The sequence below is a fragment of the Streptomyces sp. NPDC002838 genome (assembly GCF_040295365.1).
Lineage (GTDB): Bacteria > Actinomycetota > Actinomycetes > Streptomycetales > Streptomycetaceae > Streptomyces.
Genome location: NZ_JBEOVF010000041.1, coordinates 11,939 through 32,616, shown reverse-complemented (window position 1 = coordinate 32,616; position 20,678 = coordinate 11,939). Strand labels below are relative to the sequence as shown.

20 protein-coding genes and 1 pseudogene are annotated in these 20,678 nt (G+C 69.3%); 13 read left to right on the top strand and 8 right to left on the bottom strand.

Going from position 1 to position 20,678, the window contains the following annotated elements:
• Positions 1 to 67 precede the first annotated feature (67 nt).
• The 7 genes from ABT063_RS37625 (at position 68) to pstB (ending at position 8,392) form a co-directional block, all read left to right on the top strand.
• Positions 68 to 2,434, top strand: coding sequence for an RNA degradosome polyphosphate kinase (locus tag ABT063_RS37625; RefSeq protein ID WP_502990961.1), 2,367 nt, complete (start codon positions 68 to 70; stop codon positions 2,432 to 2,434).
• Complete coding sequence (locus tag ABT063_RS37620) at positions 2,415 to 3,548, top strand: CHAD domain-containing protein (RefSeq protein ID WP_351064908.1); 1,134 nt, start codon at positions 2,415 to 2,417, stop codon at positions 3,546 to 3,548. Before ABT063_RS37625 ends, ABT063_RS37620 begins: the two co-directional genes overlap by 20 nt.
• A 26-nt stretch (positions 3,549 to 3,574) precedes the next feature.
• On the top strand, positions 3,575 to 3,997 hold the full coding sequence (locus ABT063_RS37615; RefSeq protein WP_351064906.1) for an NUDIX hydrolase: 423 nt from the start codon (positions 3,575 to 3,577) through the stop codon (positions 3,995 to 3,997).
• Between the two features lie 246 nt (positions 3,998 to 4,243).
• On the top strand, positions 4,244 to 5,368 hold the full coding sequence (pstS, locus tag ABT063_RS37610) for a phosphate ABC transporter substrate-binding protein PstS (protein ID WP_351064904.1): 1,125 nt from the start codon (positions 4,244 to 4,246) through the stop codon (positions 5,366 to 5,368).
• A gap of 142 nt (positions 5,369 to 5,510) precedes the next feature.
• Positions 5,511 to 6,518 (top strand): phosphate ABC transporter permease subunit PstC, encoded by a 1,008-nt coding sequence (gene pstC, locus ABT063_RS37605; RefSeq protein WP_351064902.1) that lies wholly within the window; start codon positions 5,511 to 5,513, stop codon positions 6,516 to 6,518.
• Positions 6,515 to 7,576: a phosphate ABC transporter permease PstA gene (pstA, locus tag ABT063_RS37600; RefSeq protein ID WP_351064900.1), complete on the top strand. Its 1,062-nt coding sequence runs from the start codon at positions 6,515 to 6,517 to the stop codon at positions 7,574 to 7,576. Before pstC ends, pstA begins: the two co-directional genes overlap by 4 nt.
• Before the next feature lie 39 nt (positions 7,577 to 7,615).
• The gene (pstB, locus tag ABT063_RS37595) at positions 7,616 to 8,392 is read left to right on the top strand and encodes a phosphate ABC transporter ATP-binding protein PstB (protein WP_095752171.1); all 777 of its coding nucleotides are present in this window, start codon (positions 7,616 to 7,618) and stop codon (positions 8,390 to 8,392) included.
• Between the two features lie 596 nt (positions 8,393 to 8,988).
• Here the strand turns inward: pstB and ABT063_RS37590 are convergent.
• Positions 8,989 to 9,987 (bottom strand): inorganic phosphate transporter, encoded by a 999-nt coding sequence (locus tag ABT063_RS37590; RefSeq protein ID WP_351064898.1) that lies wholly within the window; start codon positions 9,985 to 9,987, stop codon positions 8,989 to 8,991.
• Positions 9,988 to 9,994: 7 nt separating this feature from the next.
• Entirely contained in the window at positions 9,995 to 10,615 is a 621-nt protein-coding gene (locus tag ABT063_RS37585; RefSeq protein WP_351064896.1) for a DUF47 domain-containing protein, read from the bottom strand.
• Between the two features lie 233 nt (positions 10,616 to 10,848).
• Between ABT063_RS37585 and ABT063_RS37580 the strand changes: the two genes are divergently transcribed.
• The gene (locus tag ABT063_RS37580; RefSeq protein ID WP_351064894.1) at positions 10,849 to 11,217 is read left to right on the top strand and encodes a metal-sensitive transcriptional regulator; all 369 of its coding nucleotides are present in this window, start codon (positions 10,849 to 10,851) and stop codon (positions 11,215 to 11,217) included.
• A gap of 38 nt (positions 11,218 to 11,255) precedes the next feature.
• On the opposite strand, the gene ABT063_RS37575 is transcribed toward ABT063_RS37580, so the two are convergent.
• Both ABT063_RS37575 and ABT063_RS37570 read right to left on the bottom strand, forming a co-directional pair.
• Positions 11,256 to 11,435: a hypothetical protein gene (locus ABT063_RS37575; protein WP_095752168.1), complete on the bottom strand. Its 180-nt coding sequence runs from the start codon at positions 11,433 to 11,435 to the stop codon at positions 11,256 to 11,258.
• Positions 11,436 to 11,554: 119 nt separating this feature from the next.
• Positions 11,555 to 12,406, bottom strand: coding sequence for an SCO4651 family lipoprotein (locus ABT063_RS37570; protein ID WP_351064893.1), 852 nt, complete (start codon positions 12,404 to 12,406; stop codon positions 11,555 to 11,557).
• Between the two features lie 700 nt (positions 12,407 to 13,106).
• Here ABT063_RS37570 and ABT063_RS37565 point away from each other — a divergent pair.
• Positions 13,107 to 14,645, top strand: a complete 1,539-nt coding sequence (locus ABT063_RS37565; RefSeq protein ID WP_351064891.1) for an FAD-binding oxidoreductase — start codon at positions 13,107 to 13,109, stop codon at positions 14,643 to 14,645.
• Between the two features lie 4 nt (positions 14,646 to 14,649).
• On the opposite strand, the gene ABT063_RS37560 is transcribed toward ABT063_RS37565, so the two are convergent.
• From ABT063_RS37560 to ABT063_RS37545, 4 genes and pseudogenes are all read right to left on the bottom strand, one after another.
• Positions 14,650 to 15,357, bottom strand: a complete 708-nt coding sequence (locus ABT063_RS37560; RefSeq protein ID WP_351064889.1) for a phosphatase PAP2 family protein — start codon at positions 15,355 to 15,357, stop codon at positions 14,650 to 14,652.
• A gap of 205 nt (positions 15,358 to 15,562) precedes the next feature.
• Positions 15,563 to 16,603, bottom strand: a complete 1,041-nt coding sequence (locus ABT063_RS37555) for a C40 family peptidase (protein WP_502990963.1) — start codon at positions 16,601 to 16,603, stop codon at positions 15,563 to 15,565.
• Between the two features lie 85 nt (positions 16,604 to 16,688).
• Positions 16,689 to 17,240 (bottom strand): annotated as a pseudogene (locus tag ABT063_RS37550) (trypsin-like serine peptidase); the annotation flags it as partial.
• Positions 17,177 to 17,545, bottom strand: coding sequence for an ATP-binding protein (locus tag ABT063_RS37545; protein WP_351064887.1), 369 nt, complete (start codon positions 17,543 to 17,545; stop codon positions 17,177 to 17,179). The gene ABT063_RS37545 and the pseudogene ABT063_RS37550, both read right to left, overlap by 64 nt.
• 159 nt (positions 17,546 to 17,704) lie before the next feature.
• Here ABT063_RS37545 and ABT063_RS37540 point away from each other — a divergent pair, with 159 nt between their 5' ends.
• The 4 genes from ABT063_RS37540 to ABT063_RS37525 all read left to right on the top strand — a co-directional run bounded on the left by ABT063_RS37540 (position 17,705) and on the right by ABT063_RS37525 (position 20,631).
• Entirely contained in the window at positions 17,705 to 18,553 is an 849-nt protein-coding gene (locus tag ABT063_RS37540; RefSeq protein WP_351065013.1) for a helix-turn-helix domain-containing protein, read from the top strand.
• A gap of 10 nt (positions 18,554 to 18,563) precedes the next feature.
• Positions 18,564 to 18,749, top strand: a complete 186-nt coding sequence (locus tag ABT063_RS37535) for a DUF397 domain-containing protein (RefSeq protein ID WP_351064886.1) — start codon at positions 18,564 to 18,566, stop codon at positions 18,747 to 18,749.
• A complete protein-coding gene (locus ABT063_RS37530; RefSeq protein WP_351064885.1) occupies positions 18,742 to 19,002 on the top strand; it encodes a DUF397 domain-containing protein in 261 nt (86 codons plus the stop codon). The genes ABT063_RS37535 and ABT063_RS37530 overlap by 8 nt, the downstream gene beginning before the upstream one ends.
• 345 nt (positions 19,003 to 19,347) lie before the next feature.
• On the top strand, positions 19,348 to 20,631 hold the full coding sequence (locus ABT063_RS37525) for a S53 family peptidase (RefSeq protein ID WP_351064883.1): 1,284 nt from the start codon (positions 19,348 to 19,350) through the stop codon (positions 20,629 to 20,631).
• The last annotated feature ends 47 nt before the right edge of the window (positions 20,632 to 20,678 follow it).

The window sequence follows — 20,678 nt, the reverse complement described above, 5'->3', positions numbered from 1 at the left end:
CTCCCCGATATCCCACACGCCATGTCGCCGTAACCATTGGTTCAGACGGACTTGCGACGCTCGGCGAATGAAGCCCGCAGTGCCAGAGCCTTCGCCACCGCCCGAGGGAACCGGAGGGAACGGGGTCGCCCGCGTTGCCGCCACGCTCCCGCCCGCGAAGTCCGACGCGCCCGTATCGCTGCAGGCGCGGAAGAATGGGCTCATGAGCCAGCAAGAGACCCAGGCAACGGTCCAGCACGCCCAGCCCTCCGTGGGGTCCATAGCCGCGCACCGCTCACGCACCGTGGCCGGGTCGGTCTCCGACCTGGAACCCGACATCGACGCCGATCTCGACGCCTACGAAGAGACACAGGTCGACGGCGTCCAGCTGCCCCAGGGCCGCTTCCTCGACCGGGAGCGCAGCTGGCTCGCGTTCAACGAGCGCGTCCTCGAACTCGCCGAGGACCCGAACACGCCCCTGCTGGAGCGCGCGAACTTCCTCGCGATCTTCGCCAGCAACCTGGACGAGTTCTTCATGGTCCGCGTGGCCGGTCTGAAGCGCCGTATCGCCACCGGTGTCGCGACGCGTTCCGCCTCCGGCCTCCAGCCCCGCGAGGTGCTGGAGATGATCTGGGCCCGTTCCCGCGAGCTGATGGCCCGGCACGCCGCCTGCTACCACGAGGACGTCGCCCCGGCCCTGGCCGAGGAGGGCATCCACCTGGTCCGCTGGAACGAGCTGACGGAGAAGGAGCAGGCCCGCCTCTTCACGCTCTTCCGGCACCAGATCTTCCCGGTGCTGACGCCGCTGGCCGTCGACCCCGCGCACCCGTTCCCCTACATTTCGGGCCTGTCCCTGAACCTGGCCGTCATCGTGCGCAACCCGGTCAGTGGCAACCGCCACTTCGCCCGGGTCAAGGTGCCGCCGCTGCTGTCCCGCTTCCTGGAGGCCTCCCCGGGCCAGTTCGTCCCCCTCGAGGACGTCATCGCCGCCCACCTCGAAGAGCTCTTCCCGGGCATGGAGGTCCTGGAGCACCACACCTTCCGGGTCACCCGCAACGAGGACCTGGAGGTCGAGGAGGACGACGCCGAGAACCTCCTCCAGGCCCTGGAGAAGGAACTCATGCGGCGCCGCTTCGGGCCGCCGGTGCGCCTGGAGGTCGAGGAGTCCATCGACCGCGAGGTCCTCGACCTGCTGGTGCGCGAGCTGAAGATCAGCGAGGCGGAGGTGTACCCGCTGCCGGGTCCCCTGGACCTCACCGGCCTCTTCCGCATCGCCGGCCTCGACCGGCCCGAGCTGAAGTACAAGAAGTTCATCGCCGGCGTCCACCGGGACCTCGCCGAGGTCGAGTCGGCGTCCGCGCCCGACATCTTCGCGGCCCTGCGCACCCGGGACGTGCTGCTGCACCACCCGTACGACTCGTTCTCGACGTCCGTGCAGGCGTTCCTGGAGCAGGCGGCCGAGGACGACGACGTCCTCGCCATCAAGCAGACCCTGTACCGCACCTCCGGCGACTCCCCGATAGTCAACGCGCTCATCGACGCCGCCGAGGCCGGCAAGCAGGTGCTCGTCCTGGTCGAGATCAAGGCCCGCTTCGACGAGCACGCCAACATCAAGTGGGCGAAGAGGCTGGAGGAGGCCGGCTGCCACGTCGTGTACGGCCTCGTCGGCCTGAAGACCCACTGCAAGCTGTCGCTCGTCGTCCGCCAGGAAGGCGACACGCTACGGCGGTACAGCCACGTCGGCACCGGCAACTACCACCCGAAGACGGCCCGCCTCTACGAGGACCTCGGCCTGCTGACGGCGGATCCGCAGGTCGGCGCGGACCTGTCCGACCTGTTCAACCGCCTGTCGGGCTACTCGCGCCGCGAGACCTACCGCCGTCTGCTGGTGGCCCCCAAGTCCCTCCGGGACGGCCTGATCTCGCGGATCAACAAGGAGGTCCAGCACCACCGTGCCGGACGCCCCGCCTTCATCCGCATCAAGGTCAACTCGATGGTGGACGAGGCGATCATCGACGCCCTCTACCGCGCGTCCCAGGCCGGGGTGCCGTGCGACGTCTGGGTGCGCGGCATCTGCGCGGTGCGCCCCGGCGTCGCGGACCTGTCCGAGAACATCCGGGTCCGCTCGATCCTCGGCCGCTTCCTGGAACACTCCCGGGTCTTCGCCTTCGGCAACGGCGGCGAGCCCGAGGTGTGGATCGGCAGCGCCGACATGATGCACCGCAACCTCGACCGCCGGATAGAGGCGCTGGTACGGGTCACCGACCCGGCCCACCGGGCCGCCCTCAACCGGCTCCTCGAGACCGGCATGTCCGACAACACCGCCTCCTGGCACCTCGGCCCGGACGGCGAGTGGACCCGACACGCGACCGACCCGGACGGCCAACCTCTGCGCAACGTCCAGGAGATGCTCATAGACGCCCGGAGGCGCCGGCGTGGCACAGCGACACCTTGACCCGACGGATCCCATGGCGGGGCCGGTGACGGGGGACGCCCTGGCGGGCTACCTGCGGGCGCAGGCCACGGAGTTCCTCCGTGCCCTGCGGCTGCACCGGGAGACGGGCGGGTCCACGGCGAACGGATCCAACGGATCCCACGGCTCGGAGGACGCCGTCGACGCGGCCCGCGCCCTGCGCCGCGCGGTCCGCCGCATCAGCGGCAGCCTGCACACCTTCCGCCCCCTGCTCGACCCCGACTGGTCGGAGTCGATGCGCCCCGAACTGGCGTGGCTGTCGGGCACGCTGGCGATGGAACACGCGTACGCGGCACGGCTGGAGAGGCTGCTGCTGGCGCTGTACCGGTTGTCGGGGGCGGTGTTTCCCGGCCAAGCAGCGGGCGTAGCCGTGGGCGGCGCTTCAGCCGGCGGAGGTGTGAGCAGTCGTTCCGCCGGGGCGGATCCCGGCAACGCCGGCCCCTCGCCCCACCCGGCGCCCGCACCGGACCGCGGCAACCTGACAGTAGGCGCGGCCAAAGCAGGCGCCCTGCTCGAACGCCAACTGACCCTGGCACGGACCCGAGCGCACTCCACCGCCCTCCAGGCCCTCGGCTCCTCCCGCTTCCACGCGGTCGCCGACAACATCGCCGTACTGGCCAGCGAGGTCCCCCTCACCGCCACCGCGCCCACCACCGACCTGCACCCCCTCGCGGCCGCCGCCGAGGAACGCCTCACGGACGCGGTCGCCGCGCTCCCCCTCGTCACCGCCGGCAGCCCGTACAACGCGGCGGCGCTGGTCCACGGCCTGTCCCCGGACCCGGCCCCGCACCCGCAGGACGCCCCCTGGCACCAGGTCCGCCTGCTGCTGCGCCTGCACCGCTACGCCCGCGAGGTCCTGGACGGCGAGCAGGGACCGGTCGACGTACGGCTGCTGACCACGGGTCAGGCCCTCGACCGGCACCGGGACGCCTCGGAGGCGGCGGCGGCCGCGGCCCAGGCCGCCCGCACGCCCCGCATCGCCCCGGCGACGGCGTACGCGCTCGGCGTGCTCCACGCCGACCAGCGGCACGAGGTGGAGGCGGCGCGTTTCACGTTCCAGCAGTCCTGGCAGAAGCATACGGTCGGCACCCCGTAGCCCTTGAAGGAGGCGGTGAACCAGCGGTGACCCACACGAAGGAGTCCCCCGTCCAGGCGGCCGGGTGCGTCCTGTGGCGCCGCTCCCCGGTGGACGGCGCACTGGAGGTCTGTCTCGTCCACCGACCGAAATACGACGATTGGTCGTGGCCGAAAGGCAAGCTCAAGCGCGACGAGGAACCCCTCGCCGGCGCGCTGCGCGAGGTCGAGGAGGAGACCGGCTACCGGGCCGTACCCGGTGCCCGGCTGCCCGGGATGAACTATCTCGCCCACGGCCGCCCCAAGCAGGTCCGCTACTGGGCGGCCGAGGCCGTCTCGGGCACGTTCGCCCCGAACCACGAGGTGGACCGCATTCTCTGGCTCTCCCCGACGGCCGCCCGGAGCCGCCTCACCCAACCGAGGGACCGCACCCTCGTTGACGCCCTCCTGCTGGCCCTGCACCTGACATAGTCGGCGGAGCCACCCGGTGTATCGCCCCGTGTCCTCGACGTGAGCGTTCCGTGACCTAACCACACCGACCGCAGGGGTTCACCCTCCGTTCACTTACGGCCATAGGCGGCTTCACCTGATCTGCCTAGTTTCGGCCTTACGCGGTGCGGACCGTGGATCGAAGTACGGGGTCCGCATCACCAAGACTTCGCAGACTTCGCACGCCGCCGAATTCAGGACGGCGGCTCCTGGAAGGAACTCCCTCAAGTGAAGCTTCAGCGCATGAACCGGCGGGCCCTCACCCTCGGTGCTCTCGCCGTCTCCGGCGCCCTGGCCCTCACGGCGTGCGGCTCCGACGACACCAGCAACGGCGGCGACAACAGCGCGGCCCCGAGCGCCCAGGCCGGCAACATCAAGTGTGATGACGCCAAGGGCCAGCTGCTCGCCGACGGCTCCTCCGCGCAGAAGAACGCGATCGACGCCTGGGTCAAGCAGTTCACCCAGGCCTGTGGTGTTCAGATCAACTACAAGGGCGGCGGCTCCGGCGCCGGTATCACCGCGTTCACCCAGGGCCAGGTGGCCTTCGCCGGTTCCGACTCCGCGCTGAAGCCCGACGAGGTCGAGGCCTCCAAGAAGGTCTGCTCCGGCGGCCAGGGCATCGACCTCCCGATGGTCGGCGGCCCGATCGCGGTCGGCTTCAACGTCTCCGGCATCGACAAGCTCACCCTGGACGCGTCGGTCCTCGCCAAGATCTTCAACGACCAGATCAAGAACTGGAACGACCCGGCGATCGCGAAGCTGAACCCCGGCGTCAAGCTTCCCGACCTGAAGATCCAGGCCTTCCACCGCTCGGACGAGTCCGGCACCACGGACAACTTCACCAAGTACCTGATCGCCACCGCCAAGAGCGACTTCCCGTACGAGGGCGGCAAGGCGTGGCAGGCCAAGGGCGGCCAGTCCGCGTCCGGCTCCTCCGGTGTGGCCCAGCAGGTGAAGCAGACCAACGGCGCCATCGGCTACTTCGAGCTGTCGTACGCCAAGGACGGCATCAAGACGGTCTCCCTCGACACCGGCGCCGGCGCCCCGGTCGAGGCCACCGTCGACAACGCCACCAAGGCCATCGCCGACGCCAAGGTCGTCGGCACCGGCACGGACCTGGCCCTGGAGCTGAACTACGCGACCAAGGCCGCGGGCGCCTACCCGATGGTCCTGGTCACGTACGAGATCGTCTGCGACAAGGGCAACAAGGCCGACACCCTGCCCGCCACCAAGGCGTTCCTGCGCTACATCGCCTCCGAGGAGGGTCAGCAGATCCTCGCCGAGAACGACTACGCCCCCATGCCCGACGACATCATCACCAAGGTCCGTACCACCATCGAGGGCCTGAGCTGACCTGAGTGCGGTCCGGTCCGGGGCCTGAAGCCCCGGACCGGGCCGCACCGTCCGGTGCACCGCCGCCAGGAGCCGCCGCAGACCGTGTGCGGCTCCACCGGGCCGCATCTCTCAGGTGCGGCTCCGCAGACCGGAGAACCCGATGGATATAACTACGAAGAACACAGAAGCCCCTCCCCCCGCCCCCCAGCCGTCCGTCGCCGAGCAGAAGCGCGCGGCGCGGGGCGCCACCCGACCCGGTGACCGGATCTTCCTCGGTCTCTCCCGTGGGTCGGGCATTCTGCTGCTGGTGATCATGGCCGCGATCGCGGTCTTCCTCACCTACCGCGCCTCCCTCGCCATCAGCAAGGACGAGGCCAACTTCTTCACCGCCTTCGAATGGAACACGGGCGTCACCCCGCCGGAGTTCGGCATCGCGGTCCTGGCCTTCGGCACGGTGGTCTCCTCGATCATCGCCATGGTCATCGCGGTCCCGATCGCCGTCGCCATCGCCCTGTTCCTCACCCACTACGCCCCGCGCCGGCTGAGCGGCCCCATCTCGTACGTGATCGACCTGCTCGCCGCCGTGCCGTCCATCGTCTACGGCCTGTGGGGCGCGCTGATCCTCGTACCGAACATGAACGGCCTGTTCGGCTGGCTGGACAAGTACCTCGGCTGGACCGGCATCTTCTCCTGGCAGGGCGGCGCCCCCCGCTCGATGCTCACCGTCGGCATCCTGCTCGCGATCATGATCCTGCCGATCATCACCAACGTGAGCCGCGAGGTCTTCAGGCAGGTCCCGCAGATGCAGGAGGAGGCGGCGCTGGCGCTGGGCGCCACCCGCTGGGAAGTGATCCGCATGGCGGTGTTCCCCTTCGGCCGCTCCGGCGTGATCTCCGCCTCGATGCTCGGCCTCGGCCGCGCCCTCGGCGAGACCATGGCCGTCGCGACCGTGCTCTCCCCGACCTTCGACATCCAGGCCAGCCTGCTCGACCCGGGCGGCGGTACCTTCGCCCAGAACATCGCCAGCAAGTTCGGTGAGGCCACCGAGACGGGCCGGGACGCGCTCATCGCCTCCGGTCTGGTCCTGTTCGTCATCACCCTGCTGGTCAACGGCGCGGCCCGTGCGATCATCGCCCGCCGCAAGGAGTACTCGGGGGCCAACGCATGAGCAACGCCGCCATCACCGAAAAGCGCCCCAGCACCCTGCGCGGTGCGCGCCTGCCCAAGTGGTCGCCGTACGCGATCGCCGCCGGCTCCGTCGCCGTCGCCGTCGGCATCGGCCTGGCCGCCGGCCTGGACAGCAAGATCCAGTGGGGCCTGATCGCCGCGATCCTGTTCGTCCTCGGTACGTACGTCATCGGCTCCCGCGTCGAGGGCACCCGCCAGGCCAAGGACCGGCTCGCGACCTCACTGGTCTGGGTCGCCTTCCTGCTGGCCGTGATCCCGCTGGTGTCCCTGATCTGGTCGACCGTCTCCCGCGGTGTGAAGGTCCTCGACATCTACTTCCTGACCCACTCGATGGGTCTGATCGCCGACTCCGAGCCGGGCGGCGGCATCTACCATGCCATCCTCGGCAGCCTGGAGCAGGTCGGCCTCGCCGCGGTGATGGCCGCGCCGATCGGTGTGCTCACCGCCATCTACCTGGTCGAGTACGGGCGGGGCAACCTCGCCCGGGCCGTCACCTTCTTCGTCGACGTGATGACCGGTATCCCGTCGATCGTCGCCGGTCTGTTCATCCTCAGCCTGATGCTGATGTTCGACATGCAGCCCTTCGGCTTCGCCGGCTCGCTCGCGCTGGCGATCCTGATGATGCCGGTCGTCGTCCGCTCCACGGAGGAGATGCTCAAGCTCGTACCGAACGAGCTGCGCGAGGCCTCCCTGGCGCTCGGTATCCCGAAGTGGCGCACCATCCTGAAGGTGGTCCTGCCGACCTCGATCGGCGGCATCACCACCGGCATCATGCTGGCGGTCGCCCGTATCGCCGGCGAGACCGCGCCGGTACTGCTGCTGGTGTGGGGCAACTCGCTCATCAACAGCAACCCCTTCGAGGGTGCGCAGCAATCGCTGCCGCTGTACATCTATCAGCAGTACGCGAACAGCGCGGGTGCGGGTGCGGCGTACGACCGTGCGTGGGCGGCGTCGCTGACGCTGATCGCCTTCGTGATGATCCTCAACCTTGGGGCTCGCGGGATTGCCCGCTGGAAGGCCCCGAAGACCGGTCGCTGACGCGGCCATCGGCGACTGATCTGGAAGTGAAGTAGAGACATGGCCAAGCGAATCGACGTAAGCGGGCTCACCGCCTACTACGGATCCCACAAGGCGATCGAAGACATCTCGATGACGGTCGAGCCGCGTTCGGTGACGGCCTTCATCGGCCCGTCCGGCTGCGGCAAGTCGACGTTCCTGCGCACGCTGAACCGTATGCACGAGGTGACGTCGGGCGGCCGGGTCGAGGGCAAGGTCCTCCTTGACGACGAAGACCTGTACGGCGCCGGTATCGACCCGGTGTCGGTACGGCGTGAGGTCGGCATGGTGTTCCAGCGGCCGAACCCGTTCCCCACGATGTCGATCTTCGACAACGTGGCGGCGGGGCTGCGGCTGAACGGCAACTACAAGAAGAGCGAGCTGAGCGACGTCGTCGAGAAGTCGCTCAAGGGCGCGAACCTCTGGAACGAGGTGAAGGACCGCCTGAACAAGCCCGGTTCGGGGCTGTCGGGTGGTCAGCAGCAGCGTCTGTGCATCGCTCGCGCGATCGCGGTCGAGCCGAACGTCCTGCTGATGGACGAGCCGTGCTCGGCCCTGGACCCGATCTCGACGCTGGCCATCGAGGACCTGATCGGCGAACTGAAGGAACGGTTCACGATCGTCATCGTCACGCACAACATGCAGCAGGCGGCGCGGGTCTCCGACCGTACGGCGTTCTTCAACCTGTCGGCGGTCGGCCAGCCCGGCAAGCTGATCGAGATCGACGAGACGGAGCGCATCTTCTCCAACCCGTCGGTCCAGGCGACGGAGGACTACATCTCCGGCCGCTTCGGCTAGGCCGCCGCTAGACCCCTCGCGGTGCTGCATGGCGGTGCCACCGCGAGGTCCCAAGGGCCCGCCCCCGGCTCCCGGGGGCGGGCCCGTCGTCTGCCTCGGGCGGTTTGGCGGGGATGCCTGCGGCGGCCTGTGCGGGGTCGGTGGGGGTGCGGATGCCTGCGGCGGCCTGTGCAGGGTCGGTGGGGGTGCGGATGCCTGCGGCGGCCTGTGCGGGTGGGGTGGGGGTGCGGGTAGCGCCTTCTGCTTTGTCGTGGGTCGGGGCCGCGCCGGGGGGTGTCCGTCCTCGGAACGGCGCGGAATCGGTCACCTACCAACATGCCCGTGTTGACGCGCCAACCGCTGCGGGCGGACACCCCCCGACACGTCCCCTTGCCGCCGTACGCGGCTGCGGGAGCGCTCCGGCGCGCCGCCCATCCGCCCAGCGGAGAGGGCGAGCCCATCGACGCCGTTCAAGCCGACGCGAGGGTCACCTCTTGGCCGACCGAGTCGGGTGGTGGGGTGGGCACAGGCCCGGGGGTCTGGGGGCGGAGCCCCCAGCGAGGCCCGCATCGGTGCCGGGCGGCCGGAAAGCAGGCGGCACCAGCAACCCACGCGCCCTACAGGAACGCCAGGTTCACGACGCCGAACGCGCACGCCGCCACGAACGCCGCCGCCGGCATCGTGATGAACCAGCCCAGGATGATGTTCTTGGCGACACCCCAGCGAACCGCGTTCACTCGCTTCGTCGCCCCCACACCCATGATCGCGGACGTGATCACGTGCGTCGTGGAAATCGGCGCCTTGAAGAGGAACGCCGTGGTGAACATGATCGACGCCCCCGTCGTCTCCGCAGCGAACCCCTGCGGCGGGTCAAGCTCGATGATCTTCCGCCCCAGGGTGCGCATGATCCGCCAGCCACCCGCGTACGTCCCGAGCGAGAGCATCACCGCACACACGATCTTGACCCACACCGGAATCGGCTCGCCGTAGTCCTCCACATCGGCGATGACCAGCGCCATCACCACGATGCCCATCGTCTTCTGCGCGTCCTGAAGACCGTGCCCGAGGGCCATCCCCGCCGCCGAGACGGTCTGCGCTATACGAAAGCCCCGCTTGGCCTTGTGCGGGTTCGACCGCCGGAAGATCCACATGATCGCCGTCATCACCAGGTAGCCGGCCAGCAGACCCACCACCGGCGAGATGAACATCGGGATGACGATCTTCTCCAGCACACCGTGCCAGTAGACCGTCGTACCGCCGGCCAGCGCCGCGCCCACCATGCCGCCGAACAACGCGTGCGAGGAGGACGAGGGCAGGCCGAAGTACCAGGTGACGAGGTTCCACGTGATCGCGCCGACGAGCGCCGCGAAGAGGATTCCCATGCCCTTCGAGCCCTCGGGCGTCTGGATCAGACCCTCGCTGACGGTCTTGGCGACCCCGGAGCCGAGAAACGCGCCGGCGAGGTTCATCACCGCGGCCATCGCCAGCGCCGCCTTCGGCGTCAGCGCCCGCGTCGACACCGACGTCGCGATCGCGTTCGCCGAGTCGTGAAAACCGTTGGTGTACGTGAAGAAGAGCGCGACCGCGATGGTCACGACCAGAGCGAAGGTGTCCATGAAGAGGTCAGGACTCCTTGACGGCGATGGTCTCCACCGTGTTCGCCACGTGCTCGAACGCGTCGGCCGCTTCCTCCAGCACATCCACGATCTGCTTGAGCTTGAGCACCTCGATGGCCTCGTACTTGCCGTTGAAGAGGTGCGCAAGAAGCTTTCTGTGGATCTGGTCGGCCTGGTTCTCCAGCCGGTTGACCTCGATCCAGTACTCGGTGAGGTTGTCCATCGTGCGCAGATTCGGCATGGCTTCGGCCGTCAGTTCGGCCGCGCGCGCCAGCACCTCGATCTGCTGCTCGACACCCCTGGGCAGTTCTTCGACGTTATAGAGGACGACCAGGTCGACGGCCTCCTCCATGAAGTCCATGATGTCGTCGAGGGAGGACGCGAGGTTGTAGATGTCCTCTCGGTCGAACGGCGTGATGAACGAGGAGTTCAACTGGTGGAAGATCGCGTGCGTGGCGTCGTCACCTGCGTGTTCCGCTGCCCGCATACGCTCTGCGATCTCGGCCCGGCCGGCGGTGTCCGCCCCGAGCAGTTCCATGAGGAGTTTCGAGCCGGTGACGATGTTGTCCGCGGACGCGGCGAACATGTCGTAGAAGCTCGTCTCCCTGGGGGTCAGACGAAAGCGCACGTGGGGTCCTCGGGGTGCTTCGGTTTCGGTCAGGCTGATGCTAGGCGCATCATCCGGCCACGGCTAATGGGCCGTCCCCCAGTGTCGCCCATCGGGCAAAGTGGTCGGCAGGGGGGCCGCCCAGTGGTCCAGTCCAGCCTCTGTTCGCCACATCGGCCACAGGCCCCATACCCGGGAAAGTTCGGTACGATATACCCAGTAGGGGTATATCTCTGGAGGACGTGGAGGACGCCATGACGACCACCGAGGCCGGCGCGGGAACGCCCTCCGCCACCGAGGCCGCCGTACAGCCGGAGATCGTGACCGACCACGACCGCGGCGTGCACGGGTACCACAAACAGAAGGACGAACACCTCAAGCGCCTGCGCCGCATCGAGGGCCAGATCCGTGGCCTGCAGCGGATGGTCGACGAGGACGTCTACTGCATCGACATACTCACGCAGGTCTCCGCCTCCACCAAGGCCCTGCAGTCCTTCGCCCTGCAACTGCTGGAGGAGCATTTGCGCCACTGCGTCGCCGACGCGGCCCTCAAGGGCGGCGCCGAGATCGACGCGAAGGTGGAGGAGGCGACGAAGGCGATCGGCCGGCTGCTGCGGACCTGAGCGCCATGCCGGCGAAGGGCGCCTCCGGTTCGCTTGCCCTACTCACCGGAGGCGGCCGCGCGTTCTTCGGCCACCCTCAGCACCTCGTCGATGCTCTCCAGGCTGAGCCGGTCCTCGCCGGCGGCCGAGGCCGCGATGATCAGCTCTCCGCACAGTTCGATCTCGGCGAGGGCCACGTGGTCCTGAACTGCCGTACCGCCCACCGGAGCCACGCGCATCACCTCTTCTCTGCCGTTACCGACTTCCTAGAGTAGGGAGCGCCCTACACACCGCGCATGGCACGGACGGGCTAGTTCTTGACACTCGTCACGGGCGCGCGTACCCGCCCGTCACGGCTTCACTCCTCGGCGATCTTCCCGGCGTAGATGTCCGCGGCCGCCGGCAACCGTACGTCCGCCGGGACCCCGAAGTCGTACAGCAGCGTCGTCGAGGCGACCTCGACGGTGCCTTTCTGCTGCCCGTTGGCGAAGCTGAACCGGTGCCGGATCTTGCGGATACGGCCCTCGTCGTCGAGGTAGACGTCGAACGGCACTTCGGCCGTGGCGAACCCTTTCGCCGCCGCCGCGAGCGGCCCCTTGTTCCCGGCGGACGCGCCACGGGCCGCCGACCCCAGGTCCGCGGTCCCCCGGTAGTGCCGCACGTCGGTCCCCGCGACCTCGGTCTTCCCCACATACGTCGCCGTCCGCGTCCCGCGCAGCACCTCGGCGGCGGCGAACGGATCGGTGACCCCGCCGGTCACCAGGTTCCCGTCGGAGAGCGTGGCCGTATCGACGCGCACCCACTTGTCGGCGGGCACCCCGGCGCCCCGGTTCTTCATGAACAGAGCACCGGGCGCGAGGAGTTCGGTAATGGGCCGCTGTTCCGTCTTACCCGCCGGATCCTGCGGCAACAGCACCTTCAGCCGCCCGAGCCGCTCGCCGAAGTCGTACACACCCTCGCCGCGAATGGTCACCCGGGTCCCGCCGGTGGCCATCTCCATCGACGTGCGGGCCTTTGAACTCCCCGCGTCCACCAGGGTGTCGGCGGCCCGGCGCAAGGTCTCCGCGGGATCGCCGCCCCGCCCGTCCTGACCGGCGGCGGCCCCACTCGCTCCGGAGCACCCTCCAACCCCGAGGCACACGCTGGCCACGACCCCCGCGACGACAGCCGCGCCCGCCCCTCCCGACCGCCTCTCCTGCCGCTCCGCCATCGCCTGTCAACCCCCAGCCGGTACGTCCGTCACGGGCCCCACGTCGTTCCGCTTAACGACGGCTGGATGCCCCCGTCACGCACATACCGCCCCCTTACTTGCCCCGGGTAACGTTGTCGGCGTGGCGCAGCAGGACAGAGTCCCCCCACCCCCCGACCAACCGACCCACCGCACAACGACAACCGACAAAGGCCGCTTCTGCGCGGCCCACTGCACCTGCGGCTGGCGCGGCCCGGCCCGCAGAGCAAGAAGCCAGGCAAGAACGGACGCCCAAAACCACATGCCCAACTGACGCCGCCAACCTACGGGGTGCCGCCCCACCCGACCGCCAGGCAGCGGGCGCCGCGCCACCAACCGTCATCCTGCAGGCAACCACCCCCACCCGCCATCAAGCTGCGGGCAGCCGCCCCGCCCCGCCGCCAGGCAACGGGCGCCACCCCACCCCGACCACCAGCCTGCGGGCAACCACCCCCACCCCAGCGTCAAGCTGCGGGCAGTCGTGCCGCCAGGGCGGCTCCCGACCCACAGAGGGCGGCACCCCGTCAGCGCCGGACCGCGCACCCCCCGGCCCAGCACCCACGCCGGGCAACTGAAAACGCCGCACACCTGGACCCACCGCCCGCCGCCAACCTCGCGCACCATGGAACCCCCACCCCCACGACTCCGTCTCGTTCCACGGAAGCCGACGAAAGGCACGGACATGGAACGGCGCACACTGATCGCCGCCGGCGCAGCCACCCTCACCGCCGCAGCGGCGGCTTGCCAGGCAAACAGCGGCAACAGCACGCCGACGAAGTCCAGCCCCCTGCTCACGACCACCCGCGCCACCACCCCCGCCAACTGGTCCGCCCTGGCCCGCGACCTCGACGGCTCCCTCATCCGCCCCGGCGACACCGCCTGGCCCACGGCCCGCCAGCTCTACAACACCCGCTTCGACTCCCTCAAACCCGCCGCGGTCGCCTACGTCGCACACCCCGACGACATCCGCACCGCCCTCTCCTACGCCCGCGCCCACACCCTCCACGTGGCGATCCGCAACGGCGGCCATTCCTACGCGGGCTACTCCTCCGGCAACGGCCGCCTCGTCCTCGACGTCTCCAAACTCAACCGCGTCCGGGCGAGCGGCAACACCGCCGTCATCGGCGCCGGCGCCAAGCTGATCGACGTCTACCGCGCCCTCGCCGCGAAGGGCGTCACCATCCCCGCCGGCTCCTGCCCGACCGTCGGCGTCTCCGGCCTCACCCTCGGCGGCGGCCACGGCGTCGTGTCCCGGGCCTACGGCCTGACCTGCGACAGCCTCACCCAGGCCACCCTGATCACCGCGGACGGCAAGCAGCTCACCGCGAACGCCCGCGAGAACAAGGACCTCTTCTGGGCCCTGCGCGGCGCGGGCAACGGCAACTTCGGCGTCGTAACGGAACTGCACTTCAAGACCCACCCGGCCCCACAGGCGGTGACGGCGTACCTGTCCTGGCCGTGGTCGAAGGCGGCAGCCGTCGTCAAGGCCTGGCAGGAGTGGGGCCCGACCCAGCCGGACGAGATCTGGTCCTCACTCCACCTCGCCGGCAGCTCGAGCGGCACCACCACCGTCTCCGTCGCCGCCTTCTCCATCGGCACGTACGGCGAACTCCAGAACGCCGTCGACCGCCTCGCCGACAAGGTCGGCGCGCGGGCCAGCAGTGTCTCCCTCAGGCGCCGGGGCTACGAGGAGGCGATGGAGATCTACGCGGGCTGCTCGTCCTTCTCGACGGACGCCCAGTGCCACCTCCCGGGCTCGACGCCGGGCCGCTCCCCGCAGGGCGCCCTGGGCCGGGAGACGTACGCCGCACGCTCGGACTTCTTCGACCGTTCGCTCTCCACGGCCGGCATCCAGGCCCTGCTCAAGCAGGTGAAAACGGTGCGCGGCGGCTCGGGCAGCATCATGCTCACCGCGCTCGGCGGAGCCGTGAACCGCGTCTCCCCCACGGCGACGGCCTTCGTCCACCGCCGTTCCCGCATGCTGGCCCAGTACATCGCGTCCTGGCGCGCCGGCACGAGCGGTGCCACCGCCCAGTCCTGGCTGACCTCGGCCCACACGGCGATGAAGCCGTACGCCTCGGGCGCCGCCTACCAGAACTACACGGACCCGACCCTGAAGGACTGGCGCAAGGCGTACTACGGAGACGCGGCGACCCGCCTGGCGAAACTGAAGAAGCAGTACGACCCGAACCGCTTCTTCACCTACCCACAAGCGCTATAGAGAACTAGGCGGCCAGGTCCCGCTGTTCCGCCCCCGCGGCCTCCCGCCGCGCCTCCGGAATCACCGCGTCCTGCCCGTCGTACGACCGCCCTCGCGCGCGGATCAGCCGCCCCGCCCTCGGCGACCGCTCCACCGCCTTCGTCACCGGCGTGAGCAGGGCCATGGCCACCGGCGACAGCAGCAGCGCGACGGCCGTACCGAGCGCGAAGCCTCCGACCACGTCGGTCGGGTAGTGCACGCCCATATAGATGCGGCAGAAGCCCTCCAGGAGCGCGAGGCCTATCCCGAAGAGCCCGAACTTCCGGTTCGCGACGAAGAGCGCGACGCCCATCGCCATGGTGATCGTCGCGTGGTCGCTCACGAAGGAGTAGTCGGTCTTGCCGGTGACCAGGACCTCCAGTCCCTGGTGGGTGCGGAAGGGCCGGGGCCGTTCCACGAAGCCCCGGATCGGCACGTTCACCAGCACCGCGATGCCCGCCGCCAGCGGTGCCCACACGAGCGCGGCCATGGACGACGCCGCGTCCTCACCGCCCCGCCGCCGCACCGACCACCAGCAGCCCAGCACGAGCAGCACCATGGCGAGCAGCAGGCCGTACTCACCGACGTACTCCATGACCTTGTCGAACCAGTGCGGTGCGTCCTTGGCCAGTCCGTTGATGTCGTACAGCAGATCGACGTCGGGGTTCGGCCCGGATTGTGCGAGTCCAGCCATGGTGCGCGGCCCCTTCATCGTCTCTCCCGGCGCACACGTGCGCGCCGTTTCTGCCCACCCCCGTGGTGTGTAGTTCCGGGTTCCGGCTACGCCACAAGGAACGCACGGCTCCTGTTGATACGTTCCACACTCCACCGAATGATCACGCAGACGTTATCGAAGAGAGACTCATCTTCGCAGCTCAGGGGGCTGCCTCACGCTCGGTTCACACCGTGGTGGGGAGCGCTTTCGCGCCATCTTCGGTGACTCGCGTGGCACCGAAGTAATCGGGGGTGTCGATGGGGTCGAACCGGATCACCGCGCCGGTGAACGGAGCGTCGATCATGTACCCGCCGCCCACATAAATCCCGACATGCCTGATGGCCCGGGAATTGGTGAGATCGTCCGAGAAGAACACCAGATCGCCGGGCAGCAGCTCGTCCCGGGAGGGGTGCGGCCCCGCGTTGTACTGGTCGTTGGCGACACGCGGCAGCGTGATCCCCACGCTCTCGTACGCGGCCTTGGTCAGCCCCGAGCAGTCGAACCGTCCGCCCTGATCAGCCGTGCCGTTCCCGCCCCAGAGGTAGGGCGTGCCGAGCTTCTTCTGCGCGTAGGAGATCGCTCCCGCCGCCTGCCTGGACGGATCGACCCGGCCGACGGGAGCGGCGAAACTCTGCTCCAGGGTCGTGATCGTCTTCACGTAGTTCTGGGTCTCTTTGTACGGCGGCACGCCCCCGTACTTGATGACCGCGTAGGCCCCCGCGTTGTACGAGGCGAGCATGTTTTCGGTCAGATTCCCGGGAACGTCTTTGACGTACGAGGCGAGTTTGCAGTCGTACGACGCGGCCGACGGAATCGCGTCGTTCGGATCCCATACGTCACGATCGCCGTCCCCGTCCCCGTCCATGCCGTGGGTGGCCCAGGTACCGGGAATGAACTGCGCGATCCCCTGCGCCGCGGCCGGACTCTTCGCGTCCGGATTGAACCCGCTCTCCTGGTAGAGCTGGGCGGCGAGCAGCGCGGGATTGATGGCGGGGCACAGGTTGCCCCACTTCTGCACGAGCGGCGAATAGGCGGCGGGCACGGCCCCCTTGGCCAGCGCCTTGGTGCCTCCGCCCACCCCGTTGGCCAGGTTCCCGGCGACGACATAGACCCCGACGACGAGCAGCATCACGAAGGACAGCGCGGCGCCGACAGCAACGGTCACCGCGATCCATGCCTTACGCACCGTCAACCGCCCCTCGCCGCCCGGGAGTCCGTCGCCCAGGTCAGTGTAGAGGCGACACCTGTGCTGCGGGATGATCACGCACGAGAAGAAACGGGAGGTGGCGCGCCGTGAGTGGTCCGCAGCCTCACTGTCCCATCACGTCCCGGTACAGCTCCGCCGCCCCCGCCCCGAGGACGACGCTGTACGACACGTCGGGCGTCACCCCGCCCTCCTCGTGCCCGCCGAGAATCCCGACGACCTCACCGTCCCCGTTCACCCATGGACTGCCGCTCGTGCCCCCCGTGAACCCCGGGCACACGATCCGCTGTTGCGTACGACTGTGCGCGGTGGGCTTGTTGGTACAGCTGACGGGCACCTCGCGGGAGTCGGGATACCCGGTGACGGTCACGGCCGTAGCCCCGATGGCGGCCCCGGCGACGACCCGATTCGCACCGACGACGTCCTCGACCCGCTTGCCGTGCCGGCTGCCTACGGTGGCGAAGCCCACGTCGCTGTCCTCGTCCTGCCCCCTGGCCCACCCGTCGGGCAGATACGTCTTCCCGACCTTCCACACCCCGTACGGCGCGCGGCCGTCCCGGTATCCGGGCACGAACACCAGATCCCCGGTGCCACTCAGGCAGTGCGCGGCGGTGACCAGGAGATCCCGGTGCGGACTGCGCACGACGGACGCGGTGCAGTCGGCGGTACGGCCACGGAGGCGCCGCCGGCCCCGAAGCCGGGCGGCACCCTCGGATCGGTGTCCCATACGGCGACTCGGAGGCGGCCGGGTTCCATGGCGCGGAGGCGCAGGGCGTAGGGCCCGGCGGTGTGACGGTGGGCGTTGGCGAGCAGCTCGGAGGCCAACAGTTCGGCGGTGGGGGTGAGTTCGGTGAGGTCGTGGGCCGCGAGGACGGTACGGAGGGTTGCGCGGGCGATCCCCGGTGCGTGTGGATCGTGCGGGAGGTGGAGGGTGTAGGCCCAGGGCGGGGATACGGTGGCCATGGAAGTCTCCGATCACTGAGAGGAGTTGGCAGAGTGCGGATGGTTGTTGCCCAGCTGTAAGCTAGCGGCTTCCTGGATAATGCATTACTCAGATCCCCTAAAATCTATTTCACTCCACCCGTGTGGGTGACAAGCCGCGGCAAGGAGGAGGGCAAGGCCGTGAGGACCAACCCGACGGGTCGTCAACTCCGCTTGGGCACCGAGCTGCGCAAGCTCCGGGAACGGGCAGGCCTGACTGCCACCGAGGCCGGTCAGCTGCTGGGCTCCAAACAGGCCCTGATCAGCAACGTCGAGGCCGGCCGGGCGGGGGTGAGCCCCGAGCGGGTGCGCACGCTGGCCTGCCACTACGACTGCCCGGACAAGGCCCTCGTCGAGGCGATCGCCGCAATGACCGGCGATCGAAAGCGCGGCTGGTGGGAGGAATACCGCGAGCTGCTCACCCGCCCACTCCTCGACCTGGCCGAGCTGGAGCACCACGCCCAGTCGTTGCGCGGCGCCACCACGGCCCGCGTCCCCGGCCTGCTCCAGACACGTGAGTACGCACTCGAGATCTTCCGTCAGGCCGTCACCGAACTCTCACCGCCCGACATCGAGCACCGCCTGTCGTTCCGCATCAAGCGGCAGACGATCCTCTTCCACGAGGACAATCCGACCCCGTACGAGGCGATCGTCCACGAGGCGGCCCTGCGTATGAAGGTCGGCGGCCCCACTGTTGCCCGTCAGCAGCTGCAGCACATGCTCAACATGAGCGACCGCGATCACATCACCCTGCGCGCGATCACCTTCGACGTCGGCGCGTACCCGGGGTCGGGGCAGTCGATCTACTTCGCGCACGGCCCGGTACCGCAGCTGGACACCGTCCACCTCGACCAGTCACACGGGCTCGTATTCCTCGACGCTGAGGCACAGTTGCACAAGTACCGAACGCTCTTCGAACGGGTCGAGGCCGTCGCACTCGACCCGGGCAAGACGCGGGACCTCATCCACAACGTGATGCGAGAGCTGTGAAGGAACGCCCATGAACCCGGACTGGCAGAAGTCGTCCTACTGCTCCGAAGGCGACTCGTGCGTGCACATATCCACAAGCCACGGAACGATCCATCTCACCGAAAGTGCCGACCTCCACGGAGTCATAGTCGACGCCCGCCCCCTGGCCTTCAGCGCCCTCATCGCCGTACTCAAGAAAGAATCCCCCCGTGTCTGACATCCCCTCGAACCTCACTTGGGAACGCGCCGCCCCACCCGACGCCACCGGCCCGGGCCCCTGGATCGAGATCGCCTTCGGCGAGGGAGACGACGGGGAAGCCCCCGTCTACCTCCGCGAGACCAGCGACCCCGACACCGTCGTCACCACGAACCGCCGCAAGTGGGACGCCTTCGTACTCGGCGTACAGGCGGGCGAGTTCGACCACTTCGTGGAGGGCATCGAAGGGCTGGAAGACCCGCCGCATGCATAGAAGCCGCGTTTCCGCCTCGACATCGAAACGGACGACGTGGAGGCCGAAACCGCGCGCCTGCTGGACCTCGGCGCGCCGCAGGCGGCACCAACGCCTGTGCGTCCGCCGTGTGCTCCCTGTGCGCAGGGTCAAGTCACGGGCAACCCTCACCCATCGGGCGGCCATTGATCAGTAAGCCTCCAACCCCCTTCAGTAAGGCGGAAGTCAGGATTCCGCAGCCCACCTTGTTGTCACGTACCCAACAAGCAACAGTCGTCGGCGGGCCGCCGCCCGCTGCCGGGGACCACGTACCGGTGGCATCACCACCCGCACAGCCCCTGTCAGCCACTCTCAGGAGGCAGTCCGTTGCGTACGTCGACCCCCACCACCCCCTCCGTACGCGGCAGACGGACCCGACTCGGTTCCACTGTCGCCGCCGTCGCCGCCACCGCCGCGCTCGTCCTCGCCGGACTCGGCACCTCGGCCGCCCAGGCGAGCACCACCCCGGAAACGGCCGGGAAGACCGCCAAGGTGACCTGGACGGCCACCCCCTGCGCCACGCCCAAGAAGAAAGGCGAACTGGCCTGCGATTCGGTCCGCGTCACCGGCGGCGTCACCCCCGCGGCCGCCGATGCCTCCACCCCCTCCGGTTACGGCCCCTCCGACCTCCAGGACGCCTACGGCCTGACCTCCGCCGCCGCCTCCAAGGGCTCCGGCGAGACCATCGCGATCGTCGACGCCTACGACGACCCGAACGCCGAGGCCGACCTCGCCACATACCGCTCGTACTACGGCCTCGCCCCCTGCACCACCGCCAACGGCTGCTTCAAGAAGGTCGGCCAGACCGGCTCCACGACCTCCCTGCCCGCCGCCGACAGCGGCTGGTCGCAGGAGATCTCCCTCGACCTGGACATGGCGAGCGCCACCTGCCCGCAGTGCAAGATCCTGCTGGTCGAGGCCAAGTCCCCGACGATGGCCAACCTGGGCACCGCGGTGAACGAGGCCGTGTCGCTCGGCGCCAAGTTCGTCTCCAACAGCTACGGCGGCTCGGAGTCCTCGTCGGACACGTCGTACGACTCCTCGTACTTCAACCACCCGGGCGTCGCCATCACCGTCAGCGCGGGCGACTCCGCCTACGGCGCCGAATACCCTGCCGCCTCCCGGTACGTCACCTCCGTCGGCGGCACCAAGCTCGCCACGTCCTCCACCAGCCGTGGCTGGACGGAGTCCGTCTGGAAGACCAGCAGCACCGAGGGCACCGGCTCCGGCTGCTCGGCGTACGACGCCAAGCCGAGCTGGCAGACCGACACCGGCTGCGGCAAGCGCGTGATCGCCGACGTCTCCGCCGTCGCCGACCCGGCCACCGGCGTCTCGGTCTACGACTCCTACGGCGTCACCGCCGGCTGGTACACCTTCGGCGGTACGAGCGCCTCCGCGCCCATCATCGCGGGCGTCTACGCCCTCGCCGGCACCCCGTCCAGCGGCTCCTACCCGGCCCAGTTCCCGTACGAGAACACCTCGGCCCTCAACGACGTGACGTCCGGCACCAACGGCACCTGCTCCACCAGCTACTTCTACACCGCCGGCGCCGGCTACGACGGCCCGACCGGCTGGGGCACCCCCCAGGGCGTGAGCGCCTTCACCGGCTGACCCCGAGTCACCGAACGGGCCGCGGCATCCCGCCGCGGCCCGTTCGT

Bases quoted from the DNA above. Each gene is read 5' to 3' on its own strand.
- ABT063_RS37625 (WP_502990961.1), top strand. From the start codon at position 68: ATGAAGCCCGCAGTGCCAGAGCCTTCGCCACCGCCCGAGGGAACCGGA.
- pstC (WP_351064902.1), top strand. From the start codon at position 5,511: ATGGATATAACTACGAAGAACACAGAAGCCCCTCCCCCCGCCCCCCAG.
- pstA (WP_351064900.1), top strand. From the start codon at position 6,515: ATGAGCAACGCCGCCATCACCGAAAAGCGCCCCAGCACCCTGCGCGGT.
- pstB (WP_095752171.1), top strand. From the start codon at position 7,616: ATGGCCAAGCGAATCGACGTAAGCGGGCTCACCGCCTACTACGGATCC.
- ABT063_RS37590 (WP_351064898.1), bottom strand. From the start codon at position 9,987: ATGGACACCTTCGCTCTGGTCGTGACCATCGCGGTCGCGCTCTTCTTC.
- ABT063_RS37580 (WP_351064894.1), top strand. From the start codon at position 10,849: ATGACGACCACCGAGGCCGGCGCGGGAACGCCCTCCGCCACCGAGGCC.
- ABT063_RS37575 (WP_095752168.1), bottom strand. From the start codon at position 11,435: ATGCGCGTGGCTCCGGTGGGCGGTACGGCAGTTCAGGACCACGTGGCC.
- ABT063_RS37570 (WP_351064893.1), bottom strand. From the start codon at position 12,406: ATGGCGGAGCGGCAGGAGAGGCGGTCGGGAGGGGCGGGCGCGGCTGTC.
- ABT063_RS37565 (WP_351064891.1), top strand. From the start codon at position 13,107: ATGGAACGGCGCACACTGATCGCCGCCGGCGCAGCCACCCTCACCGCC.
- ABT063_RS37560 (WP_351064889.1), bottom strand. From the start codon at position 15,357: ATGGCTGGACTCGCACAATCCGGGCCGAACCCCGACGTCGATCTGCTG.
- ABT063_RS37545 (WP_351064887.1), bottom strand. From the start codon at position 17,545: ATGGCCACCGTATCCCCGCCCTGGGCCTACACCCTCCACCTCCCGCAC.
- ABT063_RS37535 (WP_351064886.1), top strand. From the start codon at position 18,564: ATGAACCCGGACTGGCAGAAGTCGTCCTACTGCTCCGAAGGCGACTCG.